The organism is Polaromonas sp. CG_9.7, from assembly GCF_015752205.1.
Taxonomy (GTDB): domain Bacteria; phylum Pseudomonadota; class Gammaproteobacteria; order Burkholderiales; family Burkholderiaceae_C; genus Polaromonas.
Window position 1 is genome coordinate 212,273 of the sequence record NZ_JADOVG010000005.1, and the last position, 15,060, is coordinate 227,332.

The following is a 15,060-nucleotide window of genomic DNA, read 5'->3' on the forward strand; positions in this document are numbered from 1 at the left end:
AAACTGTCCTATGCGCAATACCAGAAAGCATATTCAGCTATTAAAACAGTAGCAATCAAGTCTAGACTTGAGCTGTTCACCATGCTGGCTTGATCAGTACCGCGCGCATTGACACGAGCGCCGTGCTTTTTTTGCGCTTTCCGCCAGTCGGCGCTTGATTCAGTGTGCGTGCGCCAGGCGGCTGACCGCCATCACCATCCCGATACCAATGGCCAGCCAGGCAATCTGCGCGGCGGTTTCCTGCATCGAGGCGCGTTTTTGCAGTTGTGGAATCAGGTCGGCCAGGGCCACATACATGAAGCTGCTGGCCGCCAGAACCAGGAAAAACGGCAGATAGCCATACAACTGGTCCACCAGCACATAACCGACCACGCCGCCCAGGGCTGTGACAGCGCCTGCCAGCGACACCTTGACGATGGCAATTCGCCGGTTGTTGGCGCTCTGGCGGCGCAGCACGATCAGATCGCCCATGTGGTGCGGCACTTCATGCACCAGCACCGCCAGGGCGGCGACAAAGCCCAGGCGCATGTCGGCAATGAAAGCCGACGCAATAAGGATGCCGTCACCGAAGGCATGGACACTGTCGCCAGCCAGGATGGCCCAGCCACCGGACGGATGGCTGTGGCCATGCGCGGCATGGTGGTGGTGGGGTGCATGCGCGTGGCCCGAGGCTTCGCCATGATGTTCATGGCCGTGGTGCCACAACTCCGCCTTGTCCAGCAGAAAGAAAAACACCAAACCGACCAGCAGCGTGGCAAACAAATCGTCAGGGGCGACCTGACTTTCAAACGCTTCGGGCAGCAGATGCAGGAAGGCCGTGCCAAGCAGTGCGCCAGCCGCCAGGCTGAGCATGTGCTGGGTGTAACGGGCCAGTGCGCCAAAACTGAGCAGCGCCGCCAGCCAGACACTGCCAATGCCGGCCGCCATGGTGCCCAACAAGATTGCCATTAAAACCATAGCTGCCTGCGCCCGTCCTGATTGGGCCAGAGCCCGAAATGATCGATAAACATGAAAAACCCGGTTTTGGCGTCCACCGCAAAATCGGAATCCGTGCCGATTATCAAGGGTGACTGGGAGAGCGCCTGAAAATGCGCTCCACTTTCAGTGGAGCGCAGCAGTGCATCATCGCAATTCAGCCAATGCCCCAGCATCCCGTCAAGCACTGGCCGGTAAGTGCTGCGCTAACAACAAAAAGGTGAAAACTTCAGACAATGACCGGAAGTGCAGGCAATACCTTGTCGAGCGTCAGCGGGTAGTTGCGAATGCGCACGCCGCAGGCGTTGAACACCGCAATGGCCAGCGCTGCACCGGCGCCGCAGATGCCAAGCTCGCAGACGCCCTTGATCTTGAGCGGATTGGTCTTGTCATCAACTTCGGGCAAGAAGATGGCTTCGATGGCCGGCATGTCGGCATGCACGGGCACATGGTATTCAGCCAGGTTGTGGTTGACGAAAAAACCGAATCGCGGGTCAATGATTGCTTCTTCGTGCAGCGCCGAACCCACGCCCCAGACTCATGCGTTCGCGGATTTCCTCGTCGGTCAATGCATCTGCTTTGGACATGCCGGAAATGTCGACTGCGGCATGGCTGGGCACGCCGAGCCGGACTTCGGACAACATGCCTGCCGCTGAACAGATCAGCCCCGGCGTGCACTAGCCACACTGAAAACCGTCATGCTGCAGAAATGACGCCTGCAGCTGATGCAGCACGTCGCCCCGCGCCAGCCCTTCGATGGTGGTGACGGCCTGGCTGTCGTGCATTGCCACCAGCGTCAGGCAGGCATTGATTCGCCGACCTTCCACCAGCACCGTGCAGGCGCCGCACTGGCCGTGGTCGCAGCCTTTTTTGGAACCGGTCAGCTGCAAATGCTCGCGCAGGACATTGAACAGCTTGGTGCGTGTATCGGCCTTGAGGGTGTGGCTTTTTCCGTTCACGGTCAGCTGCGTGCTCAACATGTGCGGCGCCTGCAGTCAAAACGGAAGCCGCCGGGGCCTGAAAAACGTCGCGGCGCGTGCAGCCAGCTGTGAAACCGGGGTGTTCATTCATGGGCAACATTCCTGAAACTGTTTTGATGAATAGTCCAAAAATATCCGATGCAGCAAGGTTAGCGGTGCAAGACGCGCCTGATCGTGCGCTGTTTCGTACAAGTCAGCGGCAACTCCCGTATGCCATGTCAGGAAATGGCACGTTTCAGTGTGCCTGTTCCCAGTTCGGCCCGAAGCCAATTTCAGCCAGCAGCGGCACCTTCAGCTCGGCCACGCCGGCCATGAGGCGAGGAATCTCGGTGCGCACCCATTCGGCCTCGGCCTCGGGCACCTCGAACACCAGTTCGTCATGCACCTGCATGATCATTCTGGTCTGGCGCTGTTCGTCGTCCAGTGCCTGCTGCACCCTGACCATGCTCAACTTGATCAGGTCGGCCGCCGTGCCCTGCATCGGCGCGTTGATGGCGGCCCGTTCGGCGCCAGCGCGGCGCGGGCCGTTCGGCGAGTTGATCTCGGCCAGGTACAGTCGCCGGCCGAACACCGTTTCTACATAGCCCTGGTCCTTGGCCAGCTGGCGCGTTTCATCCATGTAACGCTTCACGCCGGGGTAGCGCTGGAAATAGCGGTCAATGTAGGCGGCCGCCGCTTTGGTTTCAATGCCCAGGTTTTTCGCCAGTCCGAAGCTGCTCATGCCGTAGATCAGGCCGAAGTTGATGACCTTGGCATAGCGGCGCTGCTCGCTGCTGACGGCATCGAGCCCCACGCCGAACACCTCGGCAGCCGTCGCGCGGTGCACGTCCAGCCCGGCGGTGAAGGCATGCAGCAAGGCCTCGTCGCCGCTGATGTGCGCCATGATGCGCAGCTCGATCTGCGAATAATCGGCGCTGGCGATCTGGCTGCCAGCAGGCGCCACGAAGGCTTCGCGCACGCGTCGGCCTTCGGCGGTCTTGACCGGAATGTTCTGCAGGTTCGGGTCGTTGCTCGACAGCCGGCCGGTCACGGCCACAGCCTGCGCATAGTGGGTATGGACCCGGCCGGTGCGCGGCAACGCCAGTTGCGCCAGCTTGTCCGTGTAGGTGCCCTTGAGCTTGGACAGGCCCCGGTGTTCCAATATCTTGGCGGGCAGCGGAAAGTCTTCGGCCAGCTTTTCGAGCACTTCCTCGTCGGTGCTGCGCGCGCCGCTGGGGGTTTTCTTGACCACCTTCATGCCCAGCTTGTCAAAGAAAATCTCCGCCAGCTGCTTGGGGCTGCCCAGGTTGAAAGGCTGGCCGGCGATTTCATACGCTTCGGTCTCCAGCTGCAGCAGGCGCTGGCCAAGTTCATGGCTTTGCCTGGCCAGCATCGGCGCGTCGATCAGCACGCCGTTGCGCTCGATGCGGTAGAGCGATTCACTGCTGCGCATTTCCAGTTCATAGATAAACAGCAGTTTTTCATTTGCCTGCAGTTGCGGCCACAGCACGCGGTGCACGTCGAGCGTCTGGTCGGAGTCTTCGCAGGAATATTCAGCCGCCTTGGCAATCTCGACCTGGTTGAACTTGATCTGGTTCACCCCCTTGCCGCACAGGTCTTCGTAGTGGATGCCGCTGCGTCCCACGTGCCGCTCGGCCAGGCTGGACAGCCCGTGCGGCTTGTGCGCCTCCAACACATAGCTTTGCAGCATGGTGTCGTGGGCATAACCCTGCACCTCGATGCCATGGTTGGCGAACACGTGCCGGTCGTACTTGACGTTTTGGCCGAGCTTGGAACGGGCCGGGTTTTCAAGCCAGGGCTTGAGCCGGGCCAGCACCTCGTCGATGGGCAACTGCACCGGCGCATCGGGGTAGTCGTGCGTCAACGGAATATAGCCAGCCTCGCCCGGCGTGACGCTGAAGCTGATGCCGACGATCTGCGCCCGCATCTCGTCAAGCGAGGTGGTTTCGGTATCGACTGCCACCAGTTCGGCGGCTTCGATTCTTGCCAGCCAGATTTCAAATGCTTCCCACGTCAATATCGTTTCATACAGCAGGTTGCTAGCGCGCCCGGCCAGCGGCGCATCGGGCTGTGAAGCCTCTTTGTCTTTGTCTTCGTCGTCGTCAAACAGTCCGGGCGAATCCGGCGACACCACGGGCGTGCGCGGCTTGCGGCGCTCGGCACCGCCGACCAGTTCGGGCGGTGTGCTTTCGGCGTCGATCTGGCCGGCCAGCCCCTTGAAGCCGTATTTAAGATAAAAAGTCCTCAATGCGCTCGTCTGCTGTGCGCCTATAGCTACTGATTCCATAGCAGGAAGGCCATCGATGTAGTCGGCCAGATCGCAGTCTTTCTTGATCGTCAGCAGCTCGCGGCCCTTGGGCAGCCAGTCCAGCGACTTGCGCAGGTTCTCGCCGACGATGCCCTTGACCTCGCTGGCCCGCGCCACCAGCGCATCGAGCGAGCCGTATTCGAGCAGCCACTTGACGGCGGTTTTCGGGCCGACCTTGGGCACGCCCGGCACGTTGTCCACCACATCGCCGACCAGCGCCTGATAGTCCACCATCAGGCGCGGCGGCACGCCGAACTCGGCCTCGACGCCGGCCAGGTCGCGACGGCGGTCATTCATGGTGTCAATGACGGTGATGTGCTCATCGACCAGCTGGCTCAGGTCCTTGTCGCCGCTGGAGATGATGACCTCGATTTGCTGGGCGGACGCCATGCAGGCCAGAGTGCCGATCACGTCGTCGGCCTCGACGCCGGGCACGGCCATCACTTTCCAGCCCAGCAGTTGCACCACCTCATGGATCGGCTCGACCTGGCTGCGCAGGTCGTCCGGCATCGGGGAGCGCTGGGCCTTGTACTCGGGATACAGCGCATCGCGAAAGGTCGGGCCCTTGGCATCGAACACGCACACCGCGTAGTCAGCCCGCACGTCCTTGCGCAGCTTTTGCATCATGTTGACCATGCCGCGAATCGCGCCGGTGGCCGGGCTCGCCGGGTCGCCAGGGTTGACGCGCAAATCGGGCATGGCATGAAAAGCGCGGTACAGGTAGCTGGAGCCATCGACCAGCAGCAAGGTTTTTTTGTCAAGGGTCATAAGGCGAGATTGTCGGGGATATCGGCCAGACGCTTGCGGCCCGTGAACACAGCCATTTGGCGGCGTTTCGGCATGGGCCTGGCCGTGGCATTCAAAGAGTATTTGACAAGGTGCCATGCCGTTTTATTCCTGCCTGGGCCAGGCTTCGCACGCCTACAATACAAGCATGAAAACCGCTCTTCGCCTTCTCTTTGTCGCTGCCCTTGCAGCGCTGCCGCTGGCTGCGGCCGTGGCTCAAACGCCGGCACCTGCCGAGGCGGCGGTTCGCGAAAAACAAGCCCGGCCCGACAGGAAGATTGAGCGCATCCGCACCGAAGATGGCGGCACGCGCATCGACGAGTTGCGCGTCGGCGGCGAAACCCAGCAAATCACGGTGCAACCCAAAACCGGCGGCGCCGCCTACGAAGTCATGCCGGCCGAAGGCGCCCGGGGCACGGCGCCTGCAGCCAGCAACAATGACACCAACGGTTCGCGCGTCTGGAATGTGCTGAAGTTCTGATTTCCGATTCTTTTTTTCTTCAGCACAAGGTTCTTTTTCACGCATGGCCGTATTCACCGAGGTCTCGTTTGACGAGGCTGCAGCGTTCTTGCGCTTTCTAGATTTGGGTCAACTGCAGCACCTCAAGGGGGCATCAGGCGGCATCGAAAACACCAATTACTTCGTCGATACCGACCAGGGCCAGTATGTGCTGACGCTGTTTGAACGCTTGAGCTTCGAGCAATTGCCGTTTTACCTGCACCTGATGAAGCACCTGGCGACGTGTGGCATTCCCGTGCCCAACCCTGCGCCTGACGCCAAGGGCAATCTGCTGCATCGCCTCAAGGGCAAGCCTGCCTCCGTGGTGCACAAGTTGCGCGGCCATAGCGAGCTTGCGCCCACTCCGGCCCATTGCGCCGGGGTCGGCGACATGCTGGCCCGCCTGCACCTGGCCGGCCTCGACTACGAGCGCCAGCAGCCCAACCTGCGCGGCCTGCCGTGGTGGAACGAAACCGTGCCGGTGGTGCTGCCCCACCTGGATGAAGACCAGCGCAGCCTGATTATGGGCGAACTGGCGTATCAAAACCATGTTGCCGCGTCGCCCGGCTACCGCAGCCTGCCGCGCGGTGTCATCCATGCCGATTTGTTCCGCGACAACGTCATGTTCGAAAACGGCCAGCTCACGGGATTTTTCGATTTTTACTTTGCCGGCTGCGACACCTTTTTGTTCGACATCGGCATCTGCCTGAACGACTGGTGCATTGCGCTGGAAACCGGCAAGCTCGACACAGTGCGTGCCGATGCCTTCATGACGGCTTACCAGAAAGTCCGGCCCCTGACAGCGCAGGAACGCACGCTGCTGCCCGCCATGCAGCGTGCCGGCGCGCTGCGTTTTTGGGTATCGCGGCTGTGGGATTTCCACCTGCCGCGCGATGCCGCCATGCTGAAAGCCCATGATCCGGGCCATTTCGAGCGCGTGCTGCGCGAACGGCTTGCACAGCCCTATCTTTTGTAGCCCCTTGCCATGAAATTGAATATTGTTCCCGCCCGCACCGGCCTGACCTGGGTCAAGCTGGGCATCAAGACCTTCATAAAGCAACCGCTGGCCATGGCCGGCCTGTTCTTCATGTTCATGGCGATGCTCTCGATCGCCACGCTGGTGCCCTTCATCGGCGCGGCCCTGGCCCTGGCGCTGCTGCCCGCTGCCACCCTGGGACTGATGGCGGCGACCCAGGAAGCGGCCAAAGGCAAGTTCCCCATGCCATCGATCCTGATCAGCGCCTTTCGCGCCGGCCAGCAGCGGATGCGCGCCATGATGGTGCTGGGCGGGCTGTATGCCGCAGGCTTCCTGGCATTGATGGGCATTTCCGCGCTGATCGATGGCGGGCAGTTTGCCAGCCTGTACCTGGTGGGCGGAAAGATTACCGAAGAGCTGGTCATGCAGGACAGCTTCCAGATGGCGATGTGGGTGGCAATGGCGTTGTATCTCCCGCTGTCGCTGCTGTTCTGGCATGCGCCGGCGCTGGTCCACTGGCATGGCGTGTCGCCGGTCAAGAGCCTGTTTTTCAGCGCCATGGCCTGCTACAAGAACTTTGGCGCCTTCACCATTTTTGGTCTGGCCTGGACTGGTGTGTTCGTGCTGGCAGCCATTGTGGTGTCGCTGATTGCCACGCTGCTGGGCAATCCGATGCTGGCCACCGTCGCAATGTTTCCGGTGGCGCTGGTGATCGTCGCCATGTTCTTCACCTCGATTTATTTCACGTTTCGCGACTGTTTTTCAGAGACGGACGAGTTGCTGCAGGACGAACCGGCCTGATTTCCTGGCGTCCCGGGGGCAGAGCGTATTTGCGCTGACCAGAAATCAATTTCAAGTATTGAAAAGGCTTTTTTCGCCGGCTGAATATGTGCTCAAAGCTATTGATTCAATAGCAAAAAAGCTGGATTTTTTGATTGCAACGGTGGTCAGCAAGCAAACTCACCGGATTCCGCGCTAAATCACCGTCAGCTTGGCTACGCCCAGCGCCAGCCATTTCACGCCATGCCGGGTAAAGTTGATTTTTGCCCTGGCGTCGTCGCCCGTGCCTTCGAGCATTTCCACCCGGCCTTCGCCAAACTTGGCATGGAACACATTGGTTCCGTTTTTCAGCCCGTGCGAAGGCGTGCTTTTTTGCGCCGGCACGGGCGGGCTGGCCGCACGTTCTGCGCTGCCGGATCTTGAAGCAAACAGGCTGCTGGCCCAATCGCCGCGGCCATGACCCGCGCCTGAATTATCAGCACCAAAGCCCGATGAAAATCCCTGTTTCTTCGGCGTGATCCATTTGAGCGCTGCGTCGGGCAGTTCTTCATAAAACCGGCTCTTGACGTTGTAGCGCGTCTGGCCATGCAGCATGCGCGTCTGCGAATGGCTCAGATACAGGCGCTTTCTGGCGCGCGTGATGGCGACGTACATCAGCCGGCGTTCTTCCTCGATGCCGCCGGCGTCGCTCAAGGCGTTTTCATGCGGAAAGATGCCGTCTTCGAGGCCGGTGATGAACACGCAGTCGAATTCCAGCCCTTTGGATGAATGCACCGTCATGAGCTGCACCGCATCCTGGCCGGCCAGCGCCTGGTTGTCGCCGGCTTCCAGCGCGGCATGGGTCAAAAAGGCGACCAGCGGCGACAGCGTTTCGCCGGTCTCCAGGTCCGGCGCCAGCCCTTCGGGTGAAGGCTGGTCAATCACCGGCGCGCTCAGGTCCAGCCCCTGACTGACGGGCGACTGGCTCAAGCCGCTGCCCAGTTCATCAACCGGCAAGGCGACTGCATCGCGGCCAAAGCCTTCATGGCTAACAAAGGCCTCGGCTGCATTCACCAGCTCGGCCAGGTTTTCCAGCCGGTCCTGGCCGTCCTTGTCGGTTCTGTAATGTTCTTCCAGGCCACTGTGCTGCAGCACGAGTTCGATGATTTCGCGCAGCGTAGCGCCTTCGGTCTGTTCGCGCACCACGTCCAGCTTCGCCACAAACGCGCCCAGATTGGTGCCCGCCTTGCCCGGCACCGCGCTCACGCCGTCATGCAGCGAGCACCCCGAGGCACGTGAAATGTCTTGTAACTGCTCAATGGTGCGGGCGCCGATGCCGCGCGGCGGAAAGTTCACCACGCGCATGAAGCTGGTGTCGTCGTTCGGGTTGTCGAGCAGGCGCAAATAAGCCAGCGCATGCTTGATTTCAGCGCGCTCGAAAAACCGCAGGCCGCCATACACACGGTAAGGAAGGCCGGCATTGAACAGCGCGGTTTCCATCACCCGGCTTTGCGCGTTGCTGCGGTACAGCAGCGCAATTTCCTTGCGCTCGGTGCCGTCCCGCACCAGTTGCTTCACCTCATCGACAAACCACTGCGCTTCGGCAAAGTCACTGGCCGACTCATGCACCCGAACCGGTTCGCCCGGCCCGGCTTCGGTACTCAGGTTCTTGCCCAGGCGGTTGGTGTTATGGCTGATCAGTTCATTGGCTGTGTCCAGAATATTGCCGAAACTGCGGTAATTGCGCTCCAGCTTGATCTGGTGCGTCACCTCGAACTCGCGCACGAAATCGGCCATGTTGCCGACGCGCGCGCCGCGAAAGGCATAGATGCTCTGGTCATCGTCACCCACCGCCACCACCGAGCCGCCCGGCATGCCCTGCACACTGTGCGAAGCTTCATCGCCCTGCCCGGCCAGCATCTTGATCCAGGCGTATTGCAGCTTGTTGGTATCCTGGAACTCGTCAATCAGGATATGCCGGAAGCGCCGCTGGTAATGCTCGCGAACGGCTGGGTTGTCCCGCAGCAGCTCGTAGCTGCGCAGCATCAATTCGCCAAAATCGACCACGCCTTCTCGCTGGCACTGCGCTTCATACAGCGCGTAAATCTCGGCTTTCTTGCGGCTGTCCTCGTCGCGAACCGGGACATCCTTGGCGCGCTGGCCGTCTTCCTTGCAGGCGGCAATGAACCATTGCAGTTGTTTTGGGGGGAAGCGGTCGTCGTGGACATTGAACTGCTTGCACAGCCGCTTGATGGCCGACAGCTGGTCCTGCGTGTCCAGTATCTGGAACGTCGAAGGCAGATTGGCCAGCTTGTAGTGCGCCCGCAGGAAACGGTTGCACAGCCCGTGGAAGGTGCCAATCCACATGCCGCGCACATTGATCGGCAGCATGGCCGACAGGCGGGTCAGCATTTCCTTGGCCGCCTTGTTGGTAAAGGTCACCGCCAGAATGCCGCTGGACGACACCTGACCGGTTTGCAGCAGCCAGGCGATGCGCGTGGTCAGCACGCGGGTCTTGCCCGATCCGGCTCCCGCCAATATCAAGGCATGCGTGGCCGGCAGCGTGACGGCGGCGAGTTGCTCGGGATTGAGGTTGTGCAGCAGCGGCGACGGGGACAATGGGGAAGATGAGGAAGAGGCTTCTGAGAACATCGCTTATTGTAGAAAGTCCCCTGCGCCCTGCTGCGCGAATGGCCTGAACCCGCGCTTGTGGCGACACCGGTGCGGGGCTTTTCTGCGCCAGCCGGCACGATTTTTCAAAAACAACAATGATGGCGCGACTTTCAACAATCCCGGACCGCGCCACCGAACCTCCTGGCTACCCTGCTGCACCATGACATTTCCAAATACGCAATTTTTTACGCCCCTGCTTCTTGCTGTGGCACTGGCAGCGCCCGGGTTTGCCGCACAAGCGCAATCGTTTTGCGCCAGCGATGGCCAGCCCCGGCCGGTCCAGCTCATGGAGCGCTTCATCAATGCCGACTGCGACACCTGCTGGACCGATGCAGCCACGCCGGTGCCAGAAAGCCATGCCGTGGCGCTGGATTGGGTCCTACCCAGCCGCCAGGGCGACGACGCGCCCCTGTCAGCCGTGGCCACGCGCGATGCGCTAACCCGGCTGGAGGCACTCGGGCAAGGCGTGCCCGCCGAAAGCAAAACGATTTCGCATGCAGTCAAGGGCATCAAGGGTGCGGCGCTCCGCGTGGCCCACGGTTTGCCGGTTGCCGATTACCTGGGCGCCTCCATTGAACTCAAGCCGCTGTCGCCAGCCGCCCGGCAGTCCATGACCGCCTGGCTGGCACTGGTGGAAACACTGCCGGCGGGCGTTGAAGGCTCGCCCGTGGAGAGAAATCTTGTCCGAAACGTGCTTTCGCGCAATTGGGACGGGCGCAAGAGGCTATCAAAAGATGAGCAAAACAGGTTGTTTGAAAGCCGCTCCATGAACATTGCGCCAGCGGCAAATCCTGACCGCCTTCGCGTCGTCGGCTGGGTCGAGGATGAAAGGGGCCGGGTGCTGCTGGCAGCGCAATCGCGTTGTATTGCACCTTGACGCACCAGCCTGCAGGGATATTGCTGCCAATCCCGTTTAGCGGGCCGCCAGGCCTCTAGAATCAGTCACCGGGCCCAAGCAATTGCGCCCGGTTTTTTTTTGGGAATTTCACACCTGCGGTGAATATTTCTTCAAAAACCGGCCAGTCCAAGCGCCTTCTGTTCATCAACAGTTTTTTTCTGGAGCTTGGGGAAATCATGGAAATATTCGACTACGACAACATCCTGCTGCTGCCGCGCAAATGCCGCGTGGAAAGCCGCTCCGAATGCGATGCCAGCGTGACGCTGGGCTCGCGCAGTTTTCGCATTCCGGTGGTGCCGGCCAACATGAAAACGGTGGTCAACCAGGACATTTGTGTCTGGATGGCGCAAAACGGTTATTTTTACGTGATGCACCGCTTTGACCTGGACAATTTGCAGTTTGTCCGCGACATGAAGGCCAAGGGCGTTTATGCATCCATCTCACTGGGCGTGAAGCAACCCGACTACAACACCGTGGACCAGCTGGTGGCCGAAGGCCTGGCGCCTGACTACATCACCATCGACATTGCCCACGGCCATGCCGACACCGTGCAGAAAATGATCCGCTACCTGAAGGACAAGCTGCCGGCATCCTTTGTGATCGCCGGCAACGTGGCGACGCCAGAGGCGGTGATCGACCTGGAAAACTGGGGCGCCGATGCGACAAAGGTCGGCATTGGCCCCGGCAAGGTCTGCATCACCAAGATGAAGACCGGCTTTGGCACGGGTGGCTGGCAGCTGTCGGCGCTCAAGTGGTGCGCCCGTGTGGCCACCAAGCCGATCATTGCCGACGGCGGCATCAGGGAGCATGGCGACGTTGCCAAGTCGATCCGTTTTGGAGCGACCATGGTGATGATCGGCTCCATGCTGGCCGGCCTCGAAGAAAGCCCTGGCCAGACGGTTGAGGTCGATGGCCAGCAGTTCAAGGAATACTACGGCAGCGCCTCGGACTTCAACAAGGGCGAATACAAGCACGTCGAGGGCAAGCGCATTCTGGAGCCGATCAAGGGCAAGCTGGTCGACACGCTGCGCGAAATGGAAGAAGACGTGCAAAGCGCCATCAGCTACTCGGGCGGCATCCGGCTGATGGACATCCGCAAGGTCAATTACGTGATTCTGGGCGGTAAAAACTCGAACGAAGACCTGATGATGTGAACCAGGCCGCGCCGCCTGTCAGTGGCGCGGCATTTCGTCAAGACCAAGGAGTTCCAGCGTCAGCTGGTGGAGGCGGTGACCAGGCGCAATCATCGCCTCCAGCACGCTGAAATGGTTCAGACCCGGCAGCGATTCGCAAACCGGGACAGTATCCATCCCCCAGGTTTGCTGAATCAGCAGGTTCTGGCGTAAAAACTCTTCGCTTTCGTCACCGCCCGCGACCGAGCAAAGCGTGCCTTGCCTTGGACGCGGGAGCAACACCGGGCTTGCTTGCCTGACCTGTTCAGGCGTCAAGTTCAAATCCTGCAGGAAAGGCGTCTGACGAATCGGTTCCAGATCGAACAGGCCCGAAATAGACAGCGCGCTCTTCACCAGGGTTTTCGGCAAATCGGTTGCGTGGGCCGGCCAGGCGCAGGTTAGCAGCATCGCGGCCAGGTGCCCTCCCGCAGAATGTCCGGCCACTGTGATGCGTGCGGGGTCACCGCCCTGCGCTTCGATATGCCGCCACGTCCAGGCTAGCGCCTTCACCATTTGACTGACGATTTCAGGAATCGTCACCGCCGGACATAAAGTGTAGTTGAGCACCACAACGCAGGCACCGGCCTGCGTGAACGTGGGTGCAATGAAAGAATGATCGGCTTTGTCCAGCGCACGCCAGTAGCCACCGTGTATGAACACCAGCACTGGCGCGCCTTTGGCCGGACTGACGCCGCTGGCCGGAAAGATATCCAGCGTTTCGCCAGGCTGCTCGCCATAAGCCACGTCAAGCAGGCACGGCTGCTTTTGGCGCGCATGTTGGGAATCTGTCACCCAGCGCGTGAAGTGCGTTGCATAACCGGGCACCAGCAACCGGTTGTTGTACATGCTGTCAAGCCACAGCGGGTTCCACGTTTGTTCTTGGCTTTTCATGGGGGTATCTTTGGGAGGTTTACGAAAACCGTATCTTGGCACAAGCCTTTGCTGGAATGCCCATGAAAAAGGCCGCTGCCCACCTTTCGGTGGGCAGCGGCCTTTTGTTGTGAAGGCTGATTAAAAAATAATCAGCGGTTCACACCATGATCAGTCGCGAAAAGGCTTGGTGAACTTGCCACCCGGCTTTTTAGCCGCATCACGGGGAACGAACACCTTGCCGGCAGGACGGGCAAATGCGGGCTTGCGGTCTGCAAAATCGCCACGAGGCGCAAAGCCTTCGTTGCCACCGCCAAAGTTGCCACGGTCTTCACGCGGTGCAAAGCCGGCGTTGCTGTTGTTGCCGCCGCTAAAGCCACGGTCATCGGGGCGACGGGCATTGCGGTCATTGAAGCCCGAACGGTCGGCGTAGTTGTTGCCTTGAGGCGCTGGAGGACGACCCTGGAAGGCGCCGCCACGGTCATCGCGGTTGCCGCCGAAGCCACCACCGGAATTGCCGCCAAAACTGCCTGCATTTCCGCCACCGAAACCACCGCCGGCTGGCTTGCGGCCGCCGAAGCCGCCACGGTCGCCACCACCACCGAAGCTGCGGCCGCCACCACCACGGTCATCGCGACCACCGCCGAAATTGCCACGTGGACGCTCGGAGGTTGGGGCAAAACGCTGCTGTGGCTCCAGGCCTGGAATGGTGCTGGCCTTGAGGTTTTGCTGGGTGTAGTGCTCGATGTCCTGGATCTTGCGGCGATCGCGGAATTCGGCAATCGTGATCGCCTGGCCTTCGCGACCGGCACGGCCGGTACGGCCAATGCGGTGCACGTAGTCTTCGGCTTTCATCGGCAGGCCGTAGTTGATGACGTGGGTGATGGTTGGAACGTCCAGGCCACGGGCAGCCACGTCGGTAGCGACCAGAATCTGCACTCGGCCATCGCGGAACGCCATCAGGCGGCGGTTGCGCAAGCCCTGGCCCAGCGCACCGTGCAATGCCACGGCGCTGAAGCCTTCTTGCACCAGGTCATTGGCCAAACCATCGCACTCAACTTGCGTGCAGGCAAAAACGATGGCTTGGTTGATGGTGGTGTCGCGCAGCCAGTGGTCCAGTAGCTTGCGCTTGTGGGTCATGTTGTCGGCCCACAGCAAAGACTGGGTGATCGACGCATGCTTTTCGTGCGGCGAGTCGATCTCGACGCGCTGTGGCTGGCGCATCACGCGGGTCGCGAGTTGCATGATGCGCGGCGCAAACGTGGCGCTGAACATCATGGTCTGCTTGCGCTCGATGGTGAGCTGGTTGACTTCGGTCAGGTCGTCGGCAAAGCCGAGGTCGAGCATGCGGTCGGCCTCGTCAACGACAAGGAATTGCACCTTGTCGAGCTTGATCTGCATGCTGCGCTGCAAGTCCAGCAGACGTCCGGGCGTGGCCACGACGAGGTCGGCGTTTTGCAGTTTGGCAATTTGCAGCTGGTAAGGAATGCCGCCAACGACGTTGGCAACACGCAGGCCGCGGCAATGGCGAACCAGGTCAATTGCGTCGGCGCAGACCTGTTGGGCCAGCTCGCGCGTCGGGCACAGGATCAAGGCACCGGGCGTGGCGGCCTTGAAGTTGCGCATGTTGGTCGGGTCCTTGCGCTTTGGCTTCTTCAAAGGCGCTTCGCCGCGGGCGACGGCTTCGGCGCTCAGGCGTTCAAATTCTGAACGCTCAAAAAGCTCGGCTTCTTCCTGCTGCTTCAGCAGGGTGTGCAGCACGGGCAGCAGGAACGCAGCGGTCTTGCCGCTACCGGTCTGGCTGGACACCAGCAGGTCAGTAAATTTTGGCGCTTTAGGGTCAGCATCGAGGGCTTGCATGGCCTTCGGGATGGTGGCCATCTGCACGGCGGTGGGCTGGGTGAAACCCATGTCGGCAACAGCTTGCAGCAGTTCCTTGGCCAGGCCGAGTTTCACAAAGCCGTTGGGCTCGGCCGCAACGGCTTCCAGCGAAGTTGCCACGGCAACAGGCTCGTCGGACGAGAAATCGGGAATCACGTGGATGTCCAGATCGGAAATGGTTTCGGTATTTTCGGACGCAAAGTCGCCGCGAGTTTCAAAAGAGTCAGTCATGTTTTCTTCTCACTAATCCCCTGTCCGCTTCGTTTGTGGCGAATGAACAGGA

At 60.7% G+C, this 15,060-nt stretch carries 10 protein-coding genes and 2 pseudogenes; 5 read left to right on the top strand and 7 right to left on the bottom strand.

Features of this window, described 5'->3' with window-relative positions; translation table 11 throughout:
* Window positions 1–159: 159 nt before the first annotated feature.
* From IWX87_RS07405 to polA, 4 genes and pseudogenes are all read right to left on the bottom strand, one after another.
* Window positions 160–957 (bottom strand): ZIP family metal transporter, encoded by a 798-nt coding sequence (locus tag IWX87_RS07405; protein ID WP_196862880.1) that lies wholly within the window; start codon window positions 955–957, stop codon window positions 160–162.
* 247 nt (window positions 958–1,204) lie between these two features.
* A pseudogene (locus IWX87_RS07410) lies at window positions 1,205–1,507 on the bottom strand (xanthine dehydrogenase family protein molybdopterin-binding subunit); the annotation flags it as partial.
* A 4-nt stretch (window positions 1,508–1,511) separates the two neighbouring features.
* Window positions 1,512–1,952, bottom strand: a pseudogene (locus IWX87_RS07415) (2Fe-2S iron-sulfur cluster-binding protein); the annotation flags it as partial.
* A gap of 238 nt (window positions 1,953–2,190) precedes the next feature.
* A complete protein-coding gene (gene polA / locus IWX87_RS07420) occupies window positions 2,191–5,031 on the bottom strand; it encodes a DNA polymerase I (protein ID WP_196862882.1) in 2,841 nt (946 codons plus the stop codon).
* 166 nt (window positions 5,032–5,197) lie between these two features.
* Between polA and IWX87_RS07425 the strand changes: the two genes are divergently transcribed.
* From IWX87_RS07425 to IWX87_RS07435, 3 genes are read left to right on the top strand one after another with little or no spacing between them, the layout of a single operon-like run.
* A complete protein-coding gene (locus IWX87_RS07425) occupies window positions 5,198–5,530 on the top strand; it encodes a hypothetical protein (protein ID WP_231374655.1) in 333 nt (110 codons plus the stop codon).
* Between the two features lie 43 nt (window positions 5,531–5,573).
* Window positions 5,574–6,524: a homoserine kinase gene (locus tag IWX87_RS07430; protein ID WP_196862884.1), complete on the top strand. Its 951-nt coding sequence runs from the start codon at window positions 5,574–5,576 to the stop codon at window positions 6,522–6,524.
* Between the two features lie 9 nt (window positions 6,525–6,533).
* Complete coding sequence (locus tag IWX87_RS07435) at window positions 6,534–7,325, top strand: BPSS1780 family membrane protein (RefSeq protein WP_196862885.1); 792 nt, start codon at window positions 6,534–6,536, stop codon at window positions 7,323–7,325.
* 174 nt (window positions 7,326–7,499) lie between these two features.
* On the opposite strand, the gene IWX87_RS07440 is transcribed toward IWX87_RS07435, so the two are convergent.
* Window positions 7,500–9,935 (bottom strand): UvrD-helicase domain-containing protein, encoded by a 2,436-nt coding sequence (locus IWX87_RS07440; protein ID WP_196862886.1) that lies wholly within the window; start codon window positions 9,933–9,935, stop codon window positions 7,500–7,502.
* Window positions 9,936–10,116: 181 nt separating this feature from the next.
* Between IWX87_RS07440 and IWX87_RS07445 the strand changes: the two genes are divergently transcribed.
* Both IWX87_RS07445 and IWX87_RS07450 read left to right on the top strand, forming a co-directional pair.
* Window positions 10,117–10,833: a hypothetical protein gene (locus IWX87_RS07445; protein ID WP_231374656.1), complete on the top strand. Its 717-nt coding sequence runs from the start codon at window positions 10,117–10,119 to the stop codon at window positions 10,831–10,833.
* Between the two features lie 197 nt (window positions 10,834–11,030).
* Entirely contained in the window at window positions 11,031–12,008 is a 978-nt protein-coding gene (locus IWX87_RS07450) for a GMP reductase (protein WP_196862931.1), read from the top strand.
* A gap of 18 nt (window positions 12,009–12,026) precedes the next feature.
* Here IWX87_RS07450 and IWX87_RS07455 read toward each other — a convergent pair whose 3' ends face one another.
* The gene (locus tag IWX87_RS07455) at window positions 12,027–12,917 is read right to left on the bottom strand and encodes an alpha/beta hydrolase (protein WP_196862887.1); all 891 of its coding nucleotides are present in this window, start codon (window positions 12,915–12,917) and stop codon (window positions 12,027–12,029) included.
* Window positions 12,918–13,067: 150 nt separating this feature from the next.
* The gene (locus tag IWX87_RS07460) at window positions 13,068–15,008 is read right to left on the bottom strand and encodes a DEAD/DEAH box helicase (protein ID WP_196862888.1); all 1,941 of its coding nucleotides are present in this window, start codon (window positions 15,006–15,008) and stop codon (window positions 13,068–13,070) included.
* Window positions 15,009–15,060 lie beyond the last annotated feature (52 nt).